The sequence below is a fragment of the Collinsella aerofaciens genome, assembly GCF_040915425.1.
Classification (GTDB): domain Bacteria; phylum Actinomycetota; class Coriobacteriia; order Coriobacteriales; family Coriobacteriaceae; genus Collinsella; species Collinsella aerofaciens_BW.
This window is the reverse complement of record NZ_JBCPDN010000042.1, coordinates 1-20,796: the sequence shown is the minus strand read 5'-3', so window position 1 is coordinate 20,796 and position 20,796 is coordinate 1. Positions and strand designations below refer to the sequence as shown.

The 20,796-nt window shown below is 62.3% G+C and carries 21 protein-coding genes; 11 read left to right on the top strand and 10 right to left on the bottom strand.

Annotated features, from left to right (window positions below):
• Positions 1 to 169: 169 nt before the first annotated feature.
• The 4 genes from AB5164_RS06855 to dnaK all read right to left on the bottom strand — a co-directional run bounded on the left by AB5164_RS06855 (position 170) and on the right by dnaK (position 4,469).
• A complete protein-coding gene (locus AB5164_RS06855) occupies positions 170 to 586 on the bottom strand; it encodes a heat shock protein transcriptional repressor HspR (RefSeq protein ID WP_006235210.1) in 417 nt (138 codons plus the stop codon).
• A gap of 72 nt (positions 587 to 658) precedes the next feature.
• Positions 659 to 1,624 carry a DnaJ C-terminal domain-containing protein gene (locus tag AB5164_RS06850; RefSeq protein WP_055285310.1) on the bottom strand — a complete coding sequence of 322 codons (966 nt, stop codon included), beginning with the start codon at positions 1,622 to 1,624 and terminating at the stop codon, positions 659 to 661.
• 107 nt (positions 1,625 to 1,731) lie between these two features.
• The gene (locus tag AB5164_RS06845; protein WP_368142850.1) at positions 1,732 to 2,574 is read right to left on the bottom strand and encodes a nucleotide exchange factor GrpE; all 843 of its coding nucleotides are present in this window, start codon (positions 2,572 to 2,574) and stop codon (positions 1,732 to 1,734) included.
• Positions 2,575 to 2,576: 2 nt separating this feature from the next.
• Positions 2,577 to 4,469, bottom strand: a complete 1,893-nt coding sequence (dnaK, locus tag AB5164_RS06840) for a molecular chaperone DnaK (protein ID WP_006235214.1) — start codon at positions 4,467 to 4,469, stop codon at positions 2,577 to 2,579.
• 591 nt (positions 4,470 to 5,060) lie between these two features.
• On the opposite strand from dnaK, the gene AB5164_RS06835 reads away from it, so the two are divergent.
• Positions 5,061 to 5,312: a ferredoxin family protein gene (locus AB5164_RS06835; protein WP_158564522.1), complete on the top strand. Its 252-nt coding sequence runs from the start codon at positions 5,061 to 5,063 to the stop codon at positions 5,310 to 5,312.
• A gap of 201 nt (positions 5,313 to 5,513) precedes the next feature.
• Here AB5164_RS06835 and AB5164_RS06830 read toward each other — a convergent pair whose 3' ends face one another.
• From AB5164_RS06830 to nadA, 4 genes are read right to left on the bottom strand one after another with little or no spacing between them, the layout of a single operon-like run.
• Positions 5,514 to 6,059 carry a transcription repressor NadR gene (locus tag AB5164_RS06830; protein ID WP_006235217.1) on the bottom strand — a complete coding sequence of 182 codons (546 nt, stop codon included), beginning with the start codon at positions 6,057 to 6,059 and terminating at the stop codon, positions 5,514 to 5,516.
• Positions 6,059 to 6,919, bottom strand: a complete 861-nt coding sequence (gene nadC / locus AB5164_RS06825) for a carboxylating nicotinate-nucleotide diphosphorylase (protein ID WP_035136620.1) — start codon at positions 6,917 to 6,919, stop codon at positions 6,059 to 6,061. The genes AB5164_RS06830 and nadC overlap by 1 nt, the downstream gene beginning before the upstream one ends.
• A 3-nt stretch (positions 6,920 to 6,922) precedes the next feature.
• The gene (locus AB5164_RS06820) at positions 6,923 to 8,326 is read right to left on the bottom strand and encodes an FAD-binding protein (protein WP_438265622.1); all 1,404 of its coding nucleotides are present in this window, start codon (positions 8,324 to 8,326) and stop codon (positions 6,923 to 6,925) included.
• Between the two features lie 28 nt (positions 8,327 to 8,354).
• The gene (gene nadA / locus AB5164_RS06815; protein WP_368147916.1) at positions 8,355 to 9,380 is read right to left on the bottom strand and encodes a quinolinate synthase NadA; all 1,026 of its coding nucleotides are present in this window, start codon (positions 9,378 to 9,380) and stop codon (positions 8,355 to 8,357) included.
• 292 nt (positions 9,381 to 9,672) lie between these two features.
• Here nadA and AB5164_RS06810 point away from each other — a divergent pair, with 292 nt between their 5' ends.
• Positions 9,673 to 10,395, top strand: a complete 723-nt coding sequence (locus AB5164_RS06810) for a LytR/AlgR family response regulator transcription factor (protein WP_368143178.1) — start codon at positions 9,673 to 9,675, stop codon at positions 10,393 to 10,395.
• On the top strand, positions 10,395 to 11,672 hold the full coding sequence (locus AB5164_RS06805) for a GHKL domain-containing protein (protein ID WP_368143177.1): 1,278 nt from the start codon (positions 10,395 to 10,397) through the stop codon (positions 11,670 to 11,672). The genes AB5164_RS06810 and AB5164_RS06805 overlap by 1 nt, the downstream gene beginning before the upstream one ends.
• A 64-nt stretch (positions 11,673 to 11,736) precedes the next feature.
• Here AB5164_RS06805 and AB5164_RS06800 read toward each other — a convergent pair whose 3' ends face one another.
• Complete coding sequence (locus tag AB5164_RS06800) at positions 11,737 to 12,312, bottom strand: hypothetical protein (RefSeq protein ID WP_368143176.1); 576 nt, start codon at positions 12,310 to 12,312, stop codon at positions 11,737 to 11,739.
• 136 nt (positions 12,313 to 12,448) lie between these two features.
• Here AB5164_RS06800 and trxA point away from each other — a divergent pair, with 136 nt between their 5' ends.
• The 8 genes from trxA to AB5164_RS06760 all read left to right on the top strand — a co-directional run bounded on the left by trxA (position 12,449) and on the right by AB5164_RS06760 (position 19,713).
• Positions 12,449 to 12,769, top strand: coding sequence for a thioredoxin (gene trxA, locus AB5164_RS06795; protein ID WP_368143175.1), 321 nt, complete (start codon positions 12,449 to 12,451; stop codon positions 12,767 to 12,769).
• 231 nt (positions 12,770 to 13,000) lie between these two features.
• Entirely contained in the window at positions 13,001 to 13,249 is a 249-nt protein-coding gene (locus AB5164_RS06790; protein ID WP_006235225.1) for a hypothetical protein, read from the top strand.
• Position 13,250: 1 nt separating this feature from the next.
• Entirely contained in the window at positions 13,251 to 13,763 is a 513-nt protein-coding gene (nikR, locus tag AB5164_RS06785) for a nickel-responsive transcriptional regulator NikR (RefSeq protein ID WP_226812468.1), read from the top strand.
• 117 nt (positions 13,764 to 13,880) lie between these two features.
• A complete protein-coding gene (gene hypF, locus AB5164_RS06780; protein WP_349091058.1) occupies positions 13,881 to 16,352 on the top strand; it encodes a carbamoyltransferase HypF in 2,472 nt (823 codons plus the stop codon).
• 131 nt (positions 16,353 to 16,483) lie between these two features.
• Positions 16,484 to 16,744, top strand: a complete 261-nt coding sequence (locus AB5164_RS06775) for a HypC/HybG/HupF family hydrogenase formation chaperone (protein WP_055310039.1) — start codon at positions 16,484 to 16,486, stop codon at positions 16,742 to 16,744.
• The gene (gene hypD / locus AB5164_RS06770; RefSeq protein ID WP_368143174.1) at positions 16,744 to 17,856 is read left to right on the top strand and encodes a hydrogenase formation protein HypD; all 1,113 of its coding nucleotides are present in this window, start codon (positions 16,744 to 16,746) and stop codon (positions 17,854 to 17,856) included. The genes AB5164_RS06775 and hypD overlap by 1 nt, the downstream gene beginning before the upstream one ends.
• A gap of 48 nt (positions 17,857 to 17,904) precedes the next feature.
• Positions 17,905 to 18,939, top strand: a complete 1,035-nt coding sequence (gene hypE, locus AB5164_RS06765) for a hydrogenase expression/formation protein HypE (protein ID WP_368143173.1) — start codon at positions 17,905 to 17,907, stop codon at positions 18,937 to 18,939.
• Between the two features lie 105 nt (positions 18,940 to 19,044).
• On the top strand, positions 19,045 to 19,713 hold the full coding sequence (locus AB5164_RS06760) for an HAD family hydrolase (protein WP_368143172.1): 669 nt from the start codon (positions 19,045 to 19,047) through the stop codon (positions 19,711 to 19,713).
• A gap of 288 nt (positions 19,714 to 20,001) precedes the next feature.
• Here the strand turns inward: AB5164_RS06760 and AB5164_RS06755 are convergent, their stop codons facing one another.
• Positions 20,002 to 20,559: a hypothetical protein gene (locus tag AB5164_RS06755; RefSeq protein ID WP_035136614.1), complete on the bottom strand. Its 558-nt coding sequence runs from the start codon at positions 20,557 to 20,559 to the stop codon at positions 20,002 to 20,004.
• Positions 20,560 to 20,796: the final 237 nt, after the last annotated feature.

Below are 20,796 nucleotides of genomic sequence, written 5' to 3'. Positions count from 1 at the left end.
CGATATCGCAGGTTGAGGACGGACAGCGAGCGACGTCCAGAGCGAACAAGTTGGCATGAAAAAGGCAAGGCATAGACCTTCTGGTCATGCCCTGCCTTTTGAATGACAAATTGTCGCTCTGGGCGGCGCGCAGCGTCGGCCCGTTACGCGGTTTGGCAAAACCGCGTAACTACAGATCCCCGCCGGCGCCCAAAAGCTTGCGCATGACTTGCTCGGGGTTGACTGAGCCGTCGCGCGGAGCCAGGGCGGTGATCTTCTTTTGCATCTTGTACTCGTGCAGCTCGTCCTCGAGCTGGCGCACGCGGGCGCGGAGCTTTTCGTTCTCGCGCTCGCGCTCCTCGGCACGCTCCTTCATATCGAGAATGCGCACCACGCCGGCAAGGTTGATGCCCTCGTCAGTCAGCTGGTTGATGAGCTCCAGGCGCTCGATATCGGCACGCGAATACAGACGCGTGTTGCCGCCCGAGCGCTGGGGGTTCACCAAGCCCTTGGACTCGTAGACGCGCAGAGTCTGCGGATGCATGCCGGTCAGCTCGGCCGCCACGCTGATCATGTACAGCGGTTTGTTCCTATTGTCCTCGGCCATGCTACCTGACCCCTTTCCGTCTCGTTATCGTCCATCATAAGCCCGTGGGCGCGGGCGTGCGCCACGCCCGCCCTAGTATGTCGCCTTGTAACGGTTGACCTTCTCGCGGTAGTCGCGCGTGTCGGCCTCGCGCAGCTTAGTCATGGCATCGCGCTCGTCATCGGACAGGTTCGTGGGAACCTGCACCTTGATCTCGACAAGCAGTGCACCGGTGCGCCCGCGATGCTTAACGTCAGGCGCACCCATCTCTTTAAAGCGGAACTTCTTGCCCGTCTGGGTACCCGCGGGCACCTTTAGACGAACCGTCGCACCGCCGGGCGTCGGCACGTCAACCGTGCAGCCAAGCGCCGCCTCATAGACCGAGACCGGTACCTCCATGGTCACGTCGGCACCTTTACGCTTAAACAGTGGATGCTCCTCCACGTGCGTGGTCACGACCAGGTCGCCGCGCTCGCCGCCGGCAACGCCATACTCGCCGCGACGCTTGTAGCGCAGCTTGCCGCCGTCGACCGCACCCGCAGGCACCGAGACCGTGATGGTCTGCTGCTCGCCCGTCGAGGGAATGCGGTAGGTGACCTTGTGCGTCACGCCGCGAAACGCGTCCTCGGCCGTCACGTCGACAGTCAGCGACAGGTCGCCGCCCTTGCGAGCACGGCTGCGGCCCGCGCCGGCACCGGCAGCGCCCGCAGCCCCGGCAAAGCCCGAGCCCCAATCGCTGCCCCAGGCGCCGTTGCCGCTAAAGATGCTGTCGAAGATATCGCCCCAGCCGCTGGCGCCTGCGCCGGCACCGTAGCCGCCGCCATACGCGCCGCCCGCGCCCGGCATGCCGCCAAACATGAGCATCTGGTCGTACTCTTTGCGCTTCTTCTCGTCCGAAAGCGTCTCGTAGGCCTCGCTGATCTCCTTGAACTTGGCCTCGTCGCCGCCGGCATCGGGGTGATATTTTTGCGCGAGCTTGCGAAACGCGCTCTTGATCTCTTTGTCGGAGGCGCTCTTGGATACGCCCAGGATGTCATAGAAGGTTTTGCCTGCAGCCATCGTAGCTCCTCTCCTGTTTCACCCGCCGCCCAGCGGGCGGCGGCTCATGCTTTCATATGGCACTAGGCCAGAAAGGGCCCCGGGTGTTGCCCCGGGGCCCTTCTCAATTACTCCTCGGTGCTCTCGGCCGTATCGGCCGCAGCATCCTCGGGCGCCGCTTCGGGCTCCGGTGCGGGGCGCTTCTCGCCACCGTAGGTCACCGTCACCATCGCGGAACGCAGGATGCGATCCGCCATGCGGTAGCCCTTCTGGTACACGTCGTTGACGGTCTCGTCGTACTGCGACGCGTCCTCGACGCGACCCACGGCCTGGTGCTCGAGCGGATCGAATGCCTCGCCCTTGGGATCGATGGGCTCAACGCCCTCGTGCGCAAACACATCGAGCAGCTTGGCATGTACCGCGTCAACGCCATCGACGAACTGCTTAAAGTCGTCGGAAAGCTCTTGGCTGCGGGCATGGTCGATCGCGCGCTCGATATCGTCGATCACCGGCAACAGCGCGGTGACAAGCTTCTCGGTCGCGCGCTCGCGCTCGGCGATGCGCTCGTTTGCGGTGCGGCGACGGAAGTTCTCCCAGTCGGCCTGCAGACGGGCGGTGCGCTCGGTAGCGTCCTTTGCTTTGTCCTCGGCGGCCTTCTGAGCCTCTGCCGCAGCATCGAGCTCATTGCGCACGTCGGCAAGCTCCTTTTGGGCCTGCTCGAACTTGAGCTTAAAGTCGTTGTCGGCGGCTTCTTCACCGGCGCGGATAGCGGCTTCCACCATCTCGTCCTCGGTCATCGTCGCCTCCTTGTTGGAATCCTCTACCTGGTTCTCGGCAGCCTCGGCGGCCGCGGCCTCGTTGGCCTCGGTATCGTCTGCGGCCTCTACGGGAATCTTCACGTCCTTCTCCTCAGAGTCAACGGGGGCGGCACCAACGGCGGCCGCCTCCGTGCGAGCTTTACGAGCGGACATGATTACTTGTCCTCGTCGTCCACAACCTCGTAGTCGGCGTCGACAACATCATCGTCGGCAGGCTGGGCGCCTGCGGCACCGTCGGTCTGCTGCTGAGCGTCGGCGTAGACAACCTGGGCCAGCTCGTAGGCCACGGACTGCAGGGACTCGCCGGCGGCCTTGATAGCCTCGACGTCAGAACCCTCGAGCGCCTTCTTGGCGTCGGCGATAGCGGCCTCGGCCTTGGACTTCACGTCGGCGGAAACCTTGTCACCGAGCTCGTTGAGGGTCTGCTCGGTGGAGTAGCACAGGCTGTCGGTCTGGTTGCGGACCTCGACCTCTTCCTTCTGCTTCTTGTCCTCCTCGGCATGAGCCTCGGCGTCCTTGACCATACGATCGACTTCGTCGTCGGACAGAGCAGTGGAGCCGGAGATGGTGATCTGCTGCTCCTTGCCGGTGCCCTTGTCCTTAGCGGAGACCTTGACGATACCGTTGGCGTCGATGTCGAAGGTGACCTCGATCTGCGGCACGCCGCGGCGGGCAGCCGGGATACCGGTCAGCTGGAACTTACCGAGCGACTTGTTGTCGCGGGCAAGCTCGCGCTCGCCCTGGAGCACGTTGATCTCGACGCTGGTCTGGTTGTCGGCAGCAGTGGAGTAGACCTCGGTCTTGGAGGTCGGGATCGTGGTATTGCGGTCGATCATCTTGGTCATGATGCCGCCCATGGTCTCGACGCCCAGCGACAGCGGGGTAACGTCGAGCAGCAGGATGCCCTCGACGTCGCCGGTGAGCACGCCGCCCTGGACGGCAGCGCCGTCGGCAACGACCTCGTCGGGGTTCACGGACATGTTGGGCTGCTTGCCGGTCATGGTCTTGACGAGCTCCTGGACGGCGGGCATACGGGTGGAGCCGCCGACGAGGATGACCTCGGTCAGATCGGAGAGCTTAAGCTTGGCGTCGCGCAGGGCGTTGGTGACAGGCTGCTTGCAGCGCTCGAGCAGGTCGCGGGTGATCTTCTCGAACTCGGCGCGGGTCAGCGTGTAGTTGAGGTGCAGCGGGCCGGACTGGTTCATGGTGATGAACGGCAGGTTGATGGTGGTCTGCTGAGCGGCGGAGAGCTCCTTCTTAGCGTTCTCGGCGGCCTCCTTCAGACGCTGCAGGGCCATGGGGTCCTGACGCAGGTCGACACCGTTCTCCTGCTGGAACTTATCGGCCATCCAATCGATGACGCGCTGATCCCAGTCGTCGCCGCCCAGGTGGTTGTCGCCCGAGGTGGACAGAACCTCAAACACGCCGTCGGCGAGGTCGAGGATGGAGACATCGAAGGTGCCGCCGCCCAGATCGAAGACCAGGATGCGCTGGTCGGTGCCCTGCTTGTCCAGGCCATAGGCCAGAGCAGCAGCGGTCGGCTCGTTGACGATACGCTTGACGTTGAGGCCGGCGATCTTACCGGCGTCCTTGGTGGCCTGACGCTGGGCGTCGTTGAAGTAGGCCGGGACGGTGATGACGGCGTCGGTGACGGTCTCGCCCAGATACTTCTCGGCGTCGGCCTTCATCTTGGCGAGCGTCATGGCGCTCACCTGCTCGGCGGTGTAATCCTTGCCCTCGATGTCGACGACGGCACGGCCACCCTGGCCCTCCTTGACCTCATACGGCACGGTCTTGATCTCGGAGGTGCACTCGGAGTACTTGCGGCCCATGAAGCGCTTGATGGAGAACACGGTGTTCTTGGGGTTGGTGACAGCCTGGTTCTTAGCGGCCTTACCCACGACGCGGTCGCCGTCAGCACGGAAGCCAACAACGGACGGGGTGGTGCGGTCGCCCTCGGCGTTCACGATAATGGTCGGAGAACCGCCCTCGAGGACGGCCATAGCGGAGTTGGTAGTACCAAGGTCGATACCAAGAATCTTGCCCATTAGAAATTCCCTCTCTCTTGTGCGTTCGCGCCGCCTCGGCGGTCTGCCGCGCGGCGCTTCGGCTTGTCTTTCAGGATGTAGTGTATCCCCTTATGGGCCGGAATATACAAAATCTAAGTCAATTCATATAAGATTTCTTATTGCTGAGAGTTTAGGTTCTTAAATGCGCAGGTAGATGCGCTAATTGAGTTCTCGGCAAATCTATCGAGATCTATGTAGAGATGGCTGAGGCTTGGGTCCGGGGGTGCCTAGGGCCGCCTTGCGGAAAGCTCGTCCCGGTTTGGGCGTGGATTCCGGGTCGCAGTTTCCGTCTGAAGGCTCAACCGGAAACCGTATCCCGTTTTGAGAGCTGATACCGGCTCGCATTTTCCGCTAGCGGGCCTAACCGGAAACTGCAACCCGTTTTTCGACAAAATAATGGGATGCGGTTTCCGCAAGCACGCTCAATCGCCCTATATTTCAAGTCACCTTTAGCTAACATTTACGCAGCTCAACGGCCCCACCTGCGCGTTTTTTAGTAAACCTTGGCATACTCGGCGAACGGTATGAAGATGCCGGCCAGAGGGTATTGCAAACGGTCGCTCCCGTGGTATGTTTTTGCCCGAATCAAACCGGCGCGCATCGCCTGTAGCGTCGGTCAACAGAGAGGAAACTACCATGGCTCATCCCGTAATTGATGCCGACGAGTGCATCGCTTGTGGCGTTTGCGTCGACTCCTGCCCCGCTGGCGTTCTGGAGCTCCAGGACGTCGCTACCGTCGCTGACGAGGACTCCTGCGTCGCCTGTGGCGCTTGCCAGGACGCTTGCCCCGCTGGCGCGATCACCGAGATCGTCGAGGAGTAACAACTCCCCCACTGCACACTCAAAAGTACACCGTGCACAAAAAAAGGAGGCCTCCGCATCGCCGCGGAGGCCTCCTTTTGCATATGTGGGCAGCTAATTTGGAGCGGGACCCTTGGCAGTTGCGGTGGAATAGTTCCTGTTTTATGTCTTGGATGCCGATTTTAGGAACTATTTCACCGCAACTTATAGATGCGGCGTCGGCTACGAGAGATCATCCTCGTAGGGCATTAAATCGGCAAGGTAGCCCTTCTCCTTGAGCATGGCCTCGATCTCGTCGAGGGTCTGTTCGTCCTCCGCCGCAATGCGATGGAAGTGATAGCCGCTCGTCACCGTTAGCAGCGGAAAGCTCTTGCCACTCTCGATATCGCGCAGATAGCGCTCGACATCGCGACGATTGCGGATGTCCAGGTCGGCCGTAATCTTACCGTACACGCGGTGATTGACAATCACGTTGAGCACGGCGCCGCCGGCGTCGACGATACTCGTGAGCTCATCGCCTGCCTGCTCCACGCTGTGGCGAACCTTGACCAAGCGCGTAGGCACGGCGGGGCTGCTGGGGGCCTCCTGCAGCACGTAGCCGCGGTTGGTCGCCACGATATCGTGCCCATCGGCGCGCAGCAGGGCGATGTCCTGCACCACGATCTGGCGGCTCACACCCACCTCGCGGGCAAGCGCGCTGCCCGATACGGGCCCCTTGGCCCCCTCGAGCACGGCCATGATGGCACGGCGACGCTCGCGGGCGTTCATTATTTACCGTCCAGCAGACGCAGGTGCTTAAGCGAGAGGTCGAGGATCGGCGCGGAGTGCGTCAGGGCGCCCGAGCTAATAAAGTCAACGCCCAGGTCGGCAAGCGCGCGGATATTGCTGGCATCCACGTTGCCCGAGCACTCGGTCTTGGCGCGGCCGGCGATAAGTTCAATCGCGGCAGCCATATCGTCGTGGGTCATGTTGTCGAACATGATGATGTCGGCGCCGGCCTCCACGGCCTCGCGCACCATGTCCAGGTTCTCGCACTCGATCTCGACCGTCGTGGTAAACGATGCATGGGCGCGCGCCATCTCGATCGCGCGCGTCACGCCACCGGCGGCATCGATGTGGTTGTCCTTGAGCATGACGGCCGTCGACAGGTTGTAACGGTGGTTGCTGCCGCCGCCAATCTCAACCGCCGCCTTCTCAAACACGCGCATGCCCGGTGTGGTCTTGCGCGTGTCGACGAGCACGGTCTTGGTTCCCTCGAGCGCCGCGGCCATGCTGTGCGTATAGGTAGCGATGCCGCTCATGCGCTGCAGGTAGTTGAGCGCCACGCGCTCGCCCGAAAGCAGCACACGCGCATCGCCGCGCACCTGACCCACGTGGTCGCCAGCATGCACCTCGTCACCGTCGGCAACATCAAACAGCACCGAGCTCTGCGAATCCAGCAGCTCAAAGGTGCGAGCGAACACATCCAGGCCGGCGATGATGCCGTCGGCCTTGGCGATAAGCTCCACCGTGGCGGGACGCGCCGTGGGGCACACGCTCGCCGTGCTCACGTCCTCAAACGTGATGTCCTCGCGCAGGGCCTGCAGAATCAGATCATCGACGACGAGCTTCATGGTAATGGGATTCATGGTCTACTCCTCCACGGCCTGCGTGCCGGCGGCACGGGCCAAATCATCGATTGCCAGAGGGTCGGCGCCCAGGGCGCGATGACGGCCATCGAGCGCGGGATCGCCCGCCTGCTCCACGGCCAGCGACTCGCCGGTACGCATATACCACGCGGCGCGACGACCCCAGACCAGCGCCTCGAGCAGGCTGTTTGAAGCAAGGCGGTTCTTGCCGTGAACGCCGTTGCAGGCCGTCTCGCCCGCGGCGTAGAGCTCGGGCATCGAGGTGCGGCCGTCCTTGTCGACCCACACGCCGCCCATAAAGTAGTGCTGCGTCGGCGTAACGGGAATGGGCTCATCCAGGATGTCGCGACCGTCCTCCAGGCAGCGCGCGCGGATGTTGGCGAAGTGCCCGGTCACCACGTCGCGCTCGACGGGGGCAAAGCTCAGCCACTCGTGCTCGGTGTCATCCTGCTTCATCTGCTCGCGGATGGCGGCGGCGACAACGTCGCGCGGCTGCAACTCGTCGGTAAAACGCTCGCCGGCGGCGTTGAGCAAAATCGCGCCCTCGCCGCGGCAGCTCTCGCTGATCAGGAACGTGCGACCCGGCTGCGGCGAGAACAGACCCGTGGGATGGATCTGCACGTAGTCCAGGTGCTCCATCTTAATGCCATGCTCCTGAGCGATGTAGCAGGCGTCGCCCGTGAGCTGCGGGTAGTTAGTCGAGTGGTCGTAGACGCCGCCAATGCCGCCCGTCGCCCACAGCGTGTGGCGGGCATGGATCTTAAACGGCTTACCGGCATGCACGCCCTCAGCGGCATTTGCCAGCTCGTCGGCGGGGCGAACCGAGTTGTCCTCCTCCACGGCTACGGCGACGACGCCGGTGCACACCGTGGCGTCATCGCGCTCAGCGGTCAGGATGTCGGTCATGGCCACGTGCTCCAAAATCTGCACGTTGTCCAGCTTGCGAACGGCCTGGAGCAGCTTGGTCGTGATCTCCTTGCCCGTAATGTCGGCATGGAAGGCAATGCGCGGACGGCTGTGCGCGCCCTCGCGGGTAAAATTGAGGCTGCCGTCGGCCTTGCGCTCAAAATCCACGCCCATCGCTAGCAGGTCGTTGATGACCGAGCGGCTCGAGCGAATCATGATGTCGACGCTCTCGCGGCGGTTCTCGTAGTGGCCGGCGTGCATGGTGTCCTCAAAGAAGGCATCGTAGTCCGAGCCTTCGGGCAGCACGCAGATGCCGCCCTGCGCGAGCATCGAATCGCACTCATCGACCGCGCCCTTGGAGAGCATGATCACGCGCGTGCTCGTCGGCAGATTGAGGGCCGCGTACAGACCCGCCACGCCGCAGCCGGCAATGACGACGTCGCACTCCATATCGGGGTATTGCTTGGTTTCCACAGGAATCCTCTCCCTTGAATGTGACATAAGGGACCGTCCCTCATGCAACATTGTTCTAGCGTGCTGCGTACTCGAGCATACGGTCGAGCGTGAGCTTGGCCTGGTCTGCTGCCTCGTCCGAGACGCCGATCTGCACCTCGCCCTCGCCCGTCTCCAGGCAGCGCACGAGCTTTTCGAGCGTGATGAGATCCATGTTGACGCAGGTGGGCTGCACCACGGGGAAGTAGAACTTCTTGCCGGTGCCCTGGCAGCGGCGCTCGAGCTCGTAGAGCACGCCGCGGACCGTCACGATAATGAACTCGCTCGCGTCGGACTCCTCGGCATACTTGATGATGCCGGCGGTGGAGCCGATGTAGTCGGCCTCGGCCAGAACGTCGGCCTTGCACTCAGGATGCGCCAGCACGAGCGCGTCGGGGTGGGCCTCCGTCGCGTCGACGATCTGCTCGACGGTGATGATGTGATGGCGTGGGCAGTAGCCGTTGTTGAGGATGACGTGCTTTTGCGGCACCTGCTCGGCTACGAAGCGTCCCAGGTTTTGGTCGGGAATGAACAGGATATGCTGCTGCGGCAGCTCGGACACGATCTTAACGGCGTTGGAACTGGTGACGCACACGTCGCTCCAGCTCTTGATCTCGACCGTGGAGTTGACGTAGCACACCACGGCCAGGTCGTCGCCGTACTCGGCGCGCGCCGCGTCAACCGTCTCGCGCTTGACCATGTGCGCCATGGGACAGTCTGCGCCCGGCTCGGGCAGCAGCACGGTCTTAGTGGGATTGAGCAGCTTGGCGCTCTCGCCCATAAACTCCACGCCGCACAACACGATGGTCTGCTGCGGCAGGCTCTTGGCGAGCTTTGCCAGGTAGAAGCTATCGCCGACGTAATCGGCAACGGCTTGGACCTCGGGCGCCACGTAATAGTGCGCCAGGATCACCGCGTCACGTTGGGTTTTTAGTTGCTGAATGGCCTCGACGAGCTCTGCGGGCACCAGTGCCGCACGCTCCGTTGCCGTCGTTGCCGATGCCAAGCCGGCCGCGATATCGCGTGCAAGCTCCGACGCATCCATGTTCGCGCTCTGTGCCATCAAGGCCCCTCTCTTTTGGCGAATCTTGGGGCTTTAGTATGACACCTAGGTTTACAGCTGACAAGACAGCTGTAAACCTAGGTGTAAAGTTGAAATAAAGATTCAATCATGCGGCAGGTCCATATTCGAACTGGCAAGCTGAGGATAGCTGAGCTCTCGATGGCGCAGGAGGCATCTTTCGCCACCGCAATACCGCTTGGCGCGAGTTGCACGCCGTGGGGCGCAAACGGTCCGCACCCCCGCAAGCGGCGCGTACCCGATGTGGCAAAATCGAACTACTTAAGGGGGCCGAATGCTCAAGATTATTGCCTGCGACGATGATGTCGCTTTTCTAGATAGACTGCACCGGATGATCGACCGTTGGTCGACCGAGACGGGCACGGCGGTCGATGTTGCGCTCGTCACACGCGGCGAGGACCTGCTGGCCCGCCATGCCGCATCGCGCGCCGACATCATTCTGCTCGACATGATCATGCCGCTCGTCAACGGCATGGACACCGCACGCGAACTGCGCCAGGCCGACACCGCCGTGCGCCTGGTGTTCCTCACCTCGTCGCCCGAGTTCGCGCTGGAATCCTACGAGGTCCGCGCCTTCGACTATCTGCTCAAGCCCGTGACTTACGAACGCCTGGCGCAGTTACTCGACGAGCTTTCGAGCATGCGCCCGGCGGCAACCGACGAGCTCGTGATCAAAACTTCCTTTGGCTACCACGCCCTGCGCCTGTCCGACATCGAATATGCCGAGGCGCGCAACAAGCACGTGGTCTTCCACCTGCGCGACGGACGCGATATCGAGGCACTCGAGTCGTTCCGCAGCGTCGAGGACCGCTTGGAGCAAAACGCAGTCTTCTTTAAATGCCACCGCAGCTACCAGGTCAACCTGCGCAATATCGATCACTTTGACCGCACGGACATCGTCATGCGCTCGGGCGCGTGCATCCCGCTTTCGCGCAGTTGCAAGCAGGGATTCCAAGACGCCTACTTTGCGATGCGCTTTGAGGGTGGGAGACACTGATGGTCTCCTCGGTCGAAATGGTCCTTTGGGCAATCCACCACGCCACGACGCTGCTCTTTGGTGTCTTTGCCTCGGCGGCGCTGTGCGGTGTCGAGATCAACCGGCGTCATGCGCTTGAACTGGTGTTGGTCGGTGCCGTGACCGGATACGCATTTGGCCTCGCCAATGCCATCGGCGGCGAGCTTTTTGCCCGCCAGGTATATCCGCTCGTCGTGCATCTGCCGCTCGTCATCTATTTGTGCGCGCGCTACCGCCTGAGCCCGCTGCTTGCCGTGCTCGGCATTACGAGTGCCTATCTGAGCTGCCAGTTCAGCAATTGGATGGGCATCGCCGCATTTGCCGCAACCGATTCTCAGATCGCGTACTATCTGGCGCGCATCGCGACCACACTCGCCGTCTTTGCCGTCCTGTTGCATTGGGCCGGCGACATCGGTCCGTGCTTGGCGATTAAAAGCACCACCGAGCTGGGCATCCTTTTAATCCTGCCGCTCGTCTATTACGTCTTTGACTATGCCACCAACGTCTACACCACACTGTTCCACTCGGGCTCGGTGGTGACGGTTGAGTTTTTGGCATTTGCGCTCTGTGCCTTCTATCTTATGTTTCTTGCCGTTTACCTGCGCGAATACGAAGAAAAGGAAACCGCCGAGCGAGAGCGCTGGATGCTCGAAACCCGCGACAGCGCCGCCATCAAAGAGCTCGAGGCTTGGCGTCAATCTGGGCGCGAGCTGTCGATTCTTCGCCACGACATGCGCCACTTTCTACGCGGCCTGGCCGCTTTAATTGAAGAGGGGCACACCGACGAGGCGCTCAAACGCATCGACGAACTCTGCGAAGCCGGCGACCGCACCGCCGTACGCCGCTTCTGCGCCAACGAGACCGTAAACATCGCGCTTTCGTCATTTAACTCGGATATCAATAGAAACGGCATTACCGCCAACCTGCGCGCCGCCGTACCCGAAACCATCCACGTAGGTGACGCCGACCTGTTTAGCGTGCTCTCAAATGCCTTGGAAAACGCTATCACCGCCGCGAGCGCCGCGCCCCAGGGAAAGCGATTCGTCGACTTTGACCTGCGATTAGAGGACGGCCAGCTGCTGCTGTTAGTTTCCAACACGTTTGACCGCGCGCCGCGCATGTTCGACGGCATGCCCGTGACCCGGCATGCGGGCCACGGCTTTGGCACCAAGAGCATCAAACTTGCCGTGGAGCGCATGAACGGCAACTGTCAGTTCCGCATTAACGGCGATCGGTTTGAGCTGCGCGCTGTGATGTAGAAGTGCGGCGCCGATCTCGCGGCGTGTCTTGCCCGCCAGGCAATCGCTCACCGGCGCCAATCCGCTACAGCGGAGCGGCCGCCGGGGTCAGCTGCTTGATGTAGGCCCACATGCGCTGCTTGGCCGCTTTGTCGGTCAGCGCCGCCTCAAAGCCATCGAGCGCGAGCACGCGGCGGCCCTGCACATGGGCGACCAGGCCGGGCTTGAGCATGGCGGTGTCGAAGTCATCGATCGCCACGAGCATATCGGCGTAGGTCTCGCGCATGGCGTCAGCCGCGTTGTTGTCGAGCAGCAGCACCGCCTCGGGGTCCAAAGCCTCAAGCGCCTCACGGAACAGCTCGCACGGCAGAGTCTCGCCCACCGCGACCGTCTCATCACCCACGCCGGCGACGCTTGCCAGCACGCAAAAATCCTCGGGCGCGTAGCCGATGGCCCCAAGCGCCTTGCGCAACGCCGCGCCATCCGGGCCGGCGGCAAGCTCGCCACCCGAACGCTCGGCCTCGTCCAGATCGCCTTTGACCAGCACGATCGGCGAGCACGCGTTGCCCGCGATACGCACGCCACGACCCGCGAGCGATGCGAGCTCCTGCTCGGTCGCCTGGGCGATGGCTTCTTTTTTCTGGCTTTGTGACGTGGGCATGCGCTCTCCAATCGTTTGCGTGCCCACCATTATATAAAAGAGCCGCCCGCGAGTGGTTGCTTTGCGGGCGGCTGGGTATAAGCACGGTCGTACTGAGTTTTACGCGGCCGAGCCGCGTCGCATTATGGAGGTCACCATGGCTGACATTAATCAGATTACCCCCGAGAACTTCGATTCCATCGTTAACGACAGTCTGCCCGTGCTGGTCGATTTTTGGGCACCGTGGTGCGGGCCCTGTCGATCCCTCTCGCCCATCGTTGACGAGGTTGCCGATGAGCTGGCGGGCAAGCTTGCCGTTGCCAAATGCAACGTCGACGACAACCAGGACCTGGCCATGAAGTATGGCGTCATGAGCATCCCCACGCTGATTGTGTTTAAGAACGGCGAGGAGATTGACCGCTCGGTTGGCACTCTGCCCAAGGCGAGGCTGCAGGCGCTGCTGGAGAAGCATCTGTAATACGCTTGTTACATGTTGCCGTCTGCCTGCCGTCCATGAGCGCTTTTACGCCGCTCGCCGGACTTCTGAATGCACCGAGTGCAACCACGGATAGTATGGTAGTCACAAACAGCCCCCAGTGAACGGGTGCGGGTCGCACAGACTCGTACCCGTTTTCTTATGCAGCTGCGCGCAGAGCGGGCGTAGTAAAATCTGAACCACTGAACTGCCCCATACAAAAGGAGATTTCCCATGCATGATGTTGGAATGAACATGAGCCAGCTTGCCATGAGCGTCAAGCAGGTCGACGACACCATCGAGCTCGCTCACGAGTGGAGCCATCAGCTGCTGCATGCGACCGAGAATTTTGACATGGAGCGCATCGGCGCCAAGCTCGAGGCCGCCATGGCCGCGCTCCACGAGGCGCATGACGCGCTCGAGGGCTACGAGGAAGCCATCGAGGCCGACCACAACTCCGTCGGCTCCGTGAAGCTGGTGTAAGGTGGCCGAACACGAGCACTGTTGCGAGTACGAGCACGAGCATCCGCACGGGGCGGACGGTGACGCGGGCTGCCACTGTAGTGGCTCCGGCTCCGAGCTGGTCCGTTTTTCGGTTACCGCACCCGACGACCTGCTGCGCCGTTTTGACGAGCAGATCGCGCGCCGCGGCGACGTGGCCAACCGCTCCGAGGCCGTGCGCGATTTGATTCGCGCCTCGATCGCCAAAGAGCAGATGCGCACGCCCGATGAGCACGTTATCGGGTCGCTCACCATGATCTACGACCATCACACCGGCGATCTGACGCGCCGCCTGGACGAGGTGCAGCACGACTACACCGACGAGATCGTATCGACGATGCACGTGCATTTGGATCACCACAACTGCTTGGAAATCCTGGCGCTCAAGGGTCGCGGCGAGCGCGTCTACGAACTAGCCGACCGCCTGCTGGGCCTGCGCGGCGTTAAGCACGGCGAGCTCACGTGCGCCGCCACCAAGCAGAGCCTGGGGCTGTAGCGGGATTTCCCGCAGCGCACCTGCCAAATAGGGACAGGTTTGTTTTGGCAGGTTTAGAAGTTTTACCTACCAAAATAAACCTGTCCCTTTTTGGTCGGTTTTGATGAGGGGTGTCGCATGCGGCATGTGCATATTCATGTGACGGGCATTGTGCAGGGCGTTGGCATGCGACCGTTTGTGTATCGCGAGGCCATGGCACATGGCATTTGTGGATGGGTGCTCAATGCGGGCGACGGCGTGCATATCGAGGCGCACGCTTTGGCCGATGCGCTCGATGCTTTTGTTGCCGCGCTTTCTGAGCATGCGCCTGCGGCAGCTCGCGTTGAGCGAGTCGATATTGCGGATTTGGAGCCTGGCGGCTGGAGCGCTGCCGATGAGCAGGGCTTTCACATTGTGGCGTCGCAGGACCAGACCGCGCACACGACGCTCGTCTCGCCCGATATCGCCACCTGTGACGATTGCCTGCGCGAGTTGTTCGATCCCGCCGACCGACGCTATCACTACCCCTTTATCAACTGCACTAACTGCGGCCCACGCTTTACCATCATCCGATCGCTGCCTTATGACCGAGCGGCCACGTCGATGGATTGTTTTCCCATGTGTCCCAAGTGCGCTGCGGAGTATGTCGACCCACTCGACCGGCGTTTTCACGCGCAGCCCGATGCCTGCTTTGATTGCGGGCCGCATATTACGTGGCGCGAGGCTGTAAACGGCAATGCGTGCGGGAATTCGTCCGCGACACCGGCCGTCGGCACCACACGCGAGGCCAGCGACGCTATCATCGAGCGCTGCGTTGAGCTGCTGGCCAGCGGTGGCATCGTCGCCATCAAGGGCCTGGGCGGATTCCATCTAGCCTGTGACGCTGCCAACGAGCAGGCGGTGGCCGAGTTGCGCCGTCGCAAACGCCGCAGCAACAAACCACTTGCCGTCATGGTACGTAGTCTTGCTGATACCGAGCGCCTGTGTCATATCGACGATGCTGAACGCGATCTGCTCGCCGGCAGTATCCGCCCCATCGTGCTGCTGCGCCGGCGCACTGTTAGCGAGGACAACGACGGTTCCCCCGACATCCTCGCCCTCGCGCCATCTGTCGCGCACGACCTGCCCGAGCTCGGCGTCATGCTCCCCTATACGCCGCTTCAACATCTGTTGCTTGCCGCGGCAGAAGTCTGCGGTATGCACGCGCTCGTCATGACCAGCGGAAACCTGAGCGAAGAACCCATCGAGACCGACGACGACCTTGCCTGGGAACACCTCGTTGCCGCCGGCATCGCCGACGCGTTGCTCGGTAACGACCGCGCGATTCTCTCGCGCTATGACGATTCCGTGGTGCGCATGGTCGACGGCGCCGTTATGCCCGTGCGCCGCGCTCGGGGATATGCACCCCAGCCGCTGCCGTTGCCGGCGCTCGACGGCGCTCCGTCCTGCGTGCTCGCCTGCGGGCCACAACAAAAGGCCACGATTGCGCTCACACGTGAAGGGACGAACGGCGAGGCGCCCTGTTTTGTGTCGCAGCATATCGGCGATGTTGAAAACGGCGGGACCTTCGATGCCTGGAACGCCGCGCGCACGCGCTTGGAAGATCTCTTTGATTTGGCGCCCGCCGCCTTGGCCTGCGATGTACACCCCAGCTATCTATCGGGCCAGTGGGCGCGCGAGCAGGCGCGAAAATGCAATCTGCCGCTCGTCGAGGTGCAGCACCATCATGCGCATATCGCGAGCGTAATGGCCGAGGCCATCGCCGCGGGCCAGCTTACAACCGACGCGCGCGTCCTTGGCATCGCCTTTGACGGCACCGGCGCCGGCACCGATGGGACCATTTGGGGCGGCGAGTTTCTTGTTGCCAGCCTTGGCGGCTTTGAACGCGCCGCGCATTTGCGCACCTGGGCGCTCCCCGGCGGGGCGGCCTCCGTGCGCGACGCCCGCCGCAACGCCTTTGCCCTGCTCAGTGAGCTCGGCCTGCTCGAGCACCCAGGTGCCGCTCGGCTTTTGGACAGCCTCGACGAACAAACGCGCAGCGTGACAGCCACCATGATCGAGCGCGGCATCAACAGCCCGCGTACCAGCAGCATGGGGCGTCTCTTTGATGCCGCGGCAGCAATTCTGGGCATCTGCGACAAGGCAACCTACGAGGGCGAACCCGCCATAGAACTCGAAGCCGCCGCCTGGCGCGCGCTCGACAACGAAATCGCCCATTTTCCCGACGACAACGCCGGCTATTTCGCATCTGGCCCATCGTGGCTGGACGGCCCCTATGTTCTGGACCAGAAAGCGCTCTTTGAGGCACTTTTGGGAGGAATTGAAGCCGGAGCGCCCGCCGACAGGCTCGCACTCGATTTCCATGTCGCCGTCGCGCGCTCCTCGGCGCGCATCGCCAGCGATATCTGCGTGCACGAGGGCATCGACACCGTCGCGCTCTCGGGCGGCGTGTTCATGAACCGACTTCTGCTTCAGCTTCTCACCCGCGAGCTCAAAAGCGCAGGCTTTACTGTCCTTGTCCCCCACACCGTACCCGTCAATGACGGCTGCATCGCCTACGGTCAGGCAGCAGTCGCACGCACTCGCCTCGCACAGGTCGCGCCACAATAGGCTGTTCGGCCAGCCCGCAAGCCGCCGTCTCACAGGTGTAGCGCGTTTGCCCGCAGCGCCCGCGAGCGCTACCATCAACTGATGGATTATTGAGCGCCCGTCCAGCGCAAAGCGTATAAAAGGGGAACAATATGTGCCTTGCCGTTCCCGGTAAAGTAGTCAAACGCGACGACGACCTCAAGGCCACCGTCGACATGATGGGCATCGAGCGCCCCGTGTCGCTGCGACTCGTGCCGACGGCGCAGGTTGGCGACTATATTCTCGTACACGCCGGCTTTGGCATCCAGATTGTCGACGAGCAGGAAGCACAGGAAACGCTCGAGCTTGTTAATGCCATGTCCGAGCTGGTCGAAGAAGACCAGCTGACCACCAACCCGGCGGAGGCTTACTAGTGGCGCCCGAGCAGCCGGCGCGCTCCGGTATCGATTTCTCGGCATTCCGCGATCCCAAGCTGGCTCGCGAGCTCATCGAGCGCATTCATGAGCTTGTCGGCGACCGCACCATCAACCTTATGGAAGTCTGCGGCACGCATACCGTGAGCATCGGGCGCTATGGCTTTCGCTCCATTATGCCGGCCGGGCTCAAGCTGCTGAGCGGCCCGGGCTGCCCCGTCTGCGTCACCGCCAACCGCGACATCGACCACGCAATCGCGCTCGCCAACATAGACGGCGCCATCATCACCACCTTTGGCGACATGATGCGCGTGCCCGGATCATCCACCTCGCTCGCTGCGCAAAAGGCGGCGGGGCGCGATATCCGTATCGTCTATTCCCCGCTCGACGCGCTCGACATTGCCGAGCAAAACCCTGATCGCCCGGTCATTTTTATGGGCGTGGGCTTTGAGACTACGACGCCCACCATCGCCGCCGCCATCTTGGAGGCCGAGGCGCGCGGGCTTTTGAACTTCTCGGTCTATTGCGCCCACAAGGCCACGCCGCCGGCGTTGCGCGCCATCGCCAACGACCCCGAGACCACCATCGACGGCTTTATCCTGCCGGGCCACGTCGCCACCATCACGGGCTTGGCCCCCTTTGGCTTTTTGGTCGACGAGTTTAAGACTCCAGGCGTGGTAACGGGATTTGAGCCGGTCGACATCTTGCAGGGTATCTGCATGCTGGTCCAGATGGTTGTTGAGGGGCAGCCCGCGATTGACAACGCCTACCGCCGTGGCGTCAACGCAGACGGCAATCCCGTGGCGCGCCAGCTGGTCGAGCAGGTGTTTGAGCCGTGCGATACCACATGGCGCGGATTGGGGTCGATTGCGGCTTCGGGGCTCGCCATTCGTCCCGAATTCACGCGCTTTGATGCCCGTACCCGCTTTGATGTGCCCGTTGAGGCGACAGTCGAGCCACGCGGATGCCGCTGCGGCGACGTGCTGCGCGGGGCCATTACGCCGAGCAACTGCCCGCTCTTTGGCCGCACCTGCACGCCCGAGCACCCCGTCGGCCCGTGCATGGTGAGCTCCGAGGGCAGCTGCGCGGCGTACTACCGCTACCGCGACTAGCCCGGACACACCCGCACACCGGCACCACCCACGATTGGAGTTTTCGATATGTCCCATAGCGTTACCGATAGCACCGTCCTGCTGGGCCACGGCTCCGGCGGCCAGATGATGAAACGCATCATCGATGAGGTCTTTTTGGATGCCTTTGGGTCGCCCGAGCTGCTCGAAGGCAACGACGCCGGCGTCGCCACGCTGCCCGCGAGCGGGCGCATCGCCATGTCGACCGACAGCTTTGTAGTCTCGCCGCAGTTCTTCCCCGGTGGCAACATCGGCCGCCTCGCCGTGTGCGGAACCGTCAACGACGTCGCGACCTCGGGCGCCAACGTGCGCTACCTATCGTGCGGCTTCATCCTCGAAGAGGGCTATCCCATGGATAAGCTCCACCAGATTGTGCAGACGATGGCCGAAACGGCGCACGAAGCGGGCGTGTCCATAATCACGGGCGACACTAAGGTGGTCGAGCGCGGCGGGGCAGACGGCGTCTATATCAATACCGCCGGTGTGGGCGAGGTACCCGCGGGCGTGGCGCTCAGTGGCGCAAACTGCCGGCCCGGCGACGTCATCCTGGTGTCGGGCACACTGGGCGACCACGGCATCGCCATCATGAGTCAGCGCGAGGGTCTGGCGTTTTCGAGCACCATCGAAAGCGACGCCGCGCCGCTCAACCACCTGATTGCCGATGCGCTTTCCGCAGCACCCGACACACGCTGCTTCCGCGACCCCACGCGCGGTGGCTTGGCGTCCACGCTCAACGAGTTTGCCCAGGCCAGCAATGTTGCCATGGAGGTCGACGAGGATGCCGTACCCGTGCGTCCCGACGTGCAGGCCGCCTGCGAGATGCTCGGCTACGATGTGCTGCAGGTGGCAAACGAGGGCAAGATGGTTGCCGTCGTGCCGGCCGAGCAAGCCGATGCGGCGCTGGCCGCCATGCGCGCCGCCCGCTACGGCGAGAACGCCGCGATTATCGGCCGCGTGCTGCCACTTGCCGAGGGCGCCCGCCCCGCCGTGCGCGTGCGCACCGGCTGGGGTTCGACCCGCATCCTCGACATGCTCGTAGGAGAGCAGCTGCCGAGAATTTGCTAACGACAAAGGCTCAGGGCTATTAAAGATATTCAGATTCCAAACATGCCCGGCACGCATGCCCAGTATCATGGGGTGCGTTTTACAACTCAAGCGGCAGGAGCACCCATGGCAGCAGCTTTTTCCCATGTGATCTTTGACCTGGACGGCACCATCCTCAACACGCTCGAGGACCTGGCGGCCGCCGGCAACCATACCTGCGAGACGCACGGCTGGCCTACGTTTGCCGTCGACGAGTACCGCTACAAGGTGGGAAACGGCATGCTCAAGCTGGTTGAGCGCTTTATGCCCGCCGAGTACGCGGGCGACGGCCGCATGTTTGAGCAGACGCTTGCCGAGTTTAGGGCTTACTACGGCGATCACAAGGAGGACCACACTGCCCCCTATGCCGGCACGATCGAGATGCTCGACCGTCTGCGCGCCGCGGGCGTGCAGCTTGCCGTGCTCACCAACAAGGACCACATCTCGGCGGCTCCGCTTATCGAGAAGTATTTTGGTTCCGAGCGTTTTGCGCTGGTACAGGGCCGTGTCGATGCGTTTCCGCCCAAGCCCGAAGCACCCGTCACGCTGCATGTGATGGAAGAGCTAGGCGCCGACCCGGCGACCACGCTCTACGTAGGCGATTCCAATGTCGATATCCTGACCGGCCACAACGCCGGCCTTAAGAGTGCGGGCGTCAGCTGGGGTTTCCGCGGCCGCGCAGAGCTGGAAGCCACCGGCGCCGACTACGTGGTGGACACCCAGGCAGAGCTCGCGGCGCTGGTGCTGGGCGAGTAACGAGCGACACTGCTTAACGCAGCTGCGACAATGCTGTTGCGCGGAAAGTAGTCGTTGGGGACGTTCTTAAACGACTAGTCAGACAAGAACGCCCCAACGACTACCCCAACAATGGCAACGCCGCAGGTAGAGGACGGACAGCGAGCGGACACCAGAGCGAACAAATTGGCATGAAAAGAGGACGGCATAGACCTTCTGGTCATACCGTCCTCTTTGAATGACAAGTTGTCGCTCTGGTGCCCGCGCAACGTCGAGCAGTTGCGGCGTTTGGTAAAACGCCGCAACGAACTAGCTCAGCATTGCATCCATCATCTCGGAGTTGACGGAGTCGTCGGCAGACCACTCGCCGTCGTCGTTGCAGGTGTACTTGAAGATAACCGTGGTCTTCCTGGGCTCGGTGGCCTTGGTCACATCGACCATAACCTGACCGGCCATCTTGTACAGCTCGTCATCGGAAGGAACCGTGTCAAGCGCGGCGACCTTCTCCTGATACTGGGTGGAGAAGTCCTCGACGATCTTGTTCATAGACTTGCAGGTGATAGAGACCTCGGCGGTCGCGACACCCTTGTCCTCGTCGACCGTCACGTCGCCGATCTTGTAGTCAAAGCCCTCGAGATAGGTCTTGGCATACTCCTTGGGATCGATACCCAGCTGCTCGAACTCGTCGCCCGAAGCTTCCTCCAGACCAGAGAGGAAGTCGTCGCCACCGTTCTTGACCTCGTCAAACTGCGTCGTAAGATCCTCGGTGATGAGCTCCTCAACCGAAGGACCTCCACAGCCGGAAAGCACGACCACGCATGCAACCAAGACGGCCATGAGGGGCGCAAGCAGCAGCTTCTTTTTCATGTTGTTCCTCCCAATGAGCGGCACCGCGCTTCCCGGACGCGGCACACGTTGTAATAAGTAAGCCCATACTATCCACTTATGAACACCCTCGGCAACGCGAAGGCGCGGTCGGTTCGTTTTAGCGTCCGAACGGTTTGCAAGCCCGCCCAACGCGCAATAAAGGCTTATAGGACAAAATGTGTGTCCCGATAGAACACCCGTTTCCATCCATTAATCCAGCCAGAACGGGTACGGGTC

Bases quoted from the DNA above. Each gene is read 5' to 3' on its own strand.
- hypE (WP_368143173.1), top strand. From the start codon at position 17,905: ATGTCCCATAGCGTTACCGATAGCACCGTCCTGCTGGGCCACGGCTCC.
- nadC (WP_035136620.1), bottom strand. From the start codon at position 6,919: ATGAATCCCATTACCATGAAGCTCGTCGTCGATGATCTGATTCTGCAG.
- AB5164_RS06790 (WP_006235225.1), top strand. From the start codon at position 13,001: ATGCATGATGTTGGAATGAACATGAGCCAGCTTGCCATGAGCGTCAAG.
- hypF (WP_349091058.1), top strand. From the start codon at position 13,881: ATGCGGCATGTGCATATTCATGTGACGGGCATTGTGCAGGGCGTTGGC.
- AB5164_RS06760 (WP_368143172.1), top strand. From the start codon at position 19,045: ATGGCAGCAGCTTTTTCCCATGTGATCTTTGACCTGGACGGCACCATC.
- nadA (WP_368147916.1), bottom strand. From the start codon at position 9,380: ATGGCACAGAGCGCGAACATGGATGCGTCGGAGCTTGCACGCGATATC.
- AB5164_RS06835 (WP_158564522.1), top strand. From the start codon at position 5,061: ATGTTTTTGCCCGAATCAAACCGGCGCGCATCGCCTGTAGCGTCGGTC.
- AB5164_RS06820 (WP_438265622.1), bottom strand. From the start codon at position 8,326: ATGTCACATTCAAGGGAGAGGATTCCTGTGGAAACCAAGCAATACCCC.
- AB5164_RS06775 (WP_055310039.1), top strand. From the start codon at position 16,484: ATGTGCCTTGCCGTTCCCGGTAAAGTAGTCAAACGCGACGACGACCTC.
- AB5164_RS06800 (WP_368143176.1), bottom strand. From the start codon at position 12,312: ATGCCCACGTCACAAAGCCAGAAAAAAGAAGCCATCGCCCAGGCGACC.
- trxA (WP_368143175.1), top strand. From the start codon at position 12,449: ATGGCTGACATTAATCAGATTACCCCCGAGAACTTCGATTCCATCGTT.
- AB5164_RS06755 (WP_035136614.1), bottom strand. From the start codon at position 20,559: ATGAAAAAGAAGCTGCTGCTTGCGCCCCTCATGGCCGTCTTGGTTGCA.
- AB5164_RS06805 (WP_368143177.1), top strand. From the start codon at position 10,395: ATGGTCTCCTCGGTCGAAATGGTCCTTTGGGCAATCCACCACGCCACG.
- dnaK (WP_006235214.1), bottom strand. From the start codon at position 4,469: ATGGGCAAGATTCTTGGTATCGACCTTGGTACTACCAACTCCGCTATG.
- AB5164_RS06830 (WP_006235217.1), bottom strand. From the start codon at position 6,059: ATGAACGCCCGCGAGCGTCGCCGTGCCATCATGGCCGTGCTCGAGGGG.
- AB5164_RS06855 (WP_006235210.1), bottom strand. From the start codon at position 586: ATGGCCGAGGACAATAGGAACAAACCGCTGTACATGATCAGCGTGGCG.
- AB5164_RS06850 (WP_055285310.1), bottom strand. From the start codon at position 1,624: ATGGCTGCAGGCAAAACCTTCTATGACATCCTGGGCGTATCCAAGAGC.
- AB5164_RS06810 (WP_368143178.1), top strand. From the start codon at position 9,673: ATGCTCAAGATTATTGCCTGCGACGATGATGTCGCTTTTCTAGATAGA.
- AB5164_RS06845 (WP_368142850.1), bottom strand. From the start codon at position 2,574: ATGTCCGCTCGTAAAGCTCGCACGGAGGCGGCCGCCGTTGGTGCCGCC.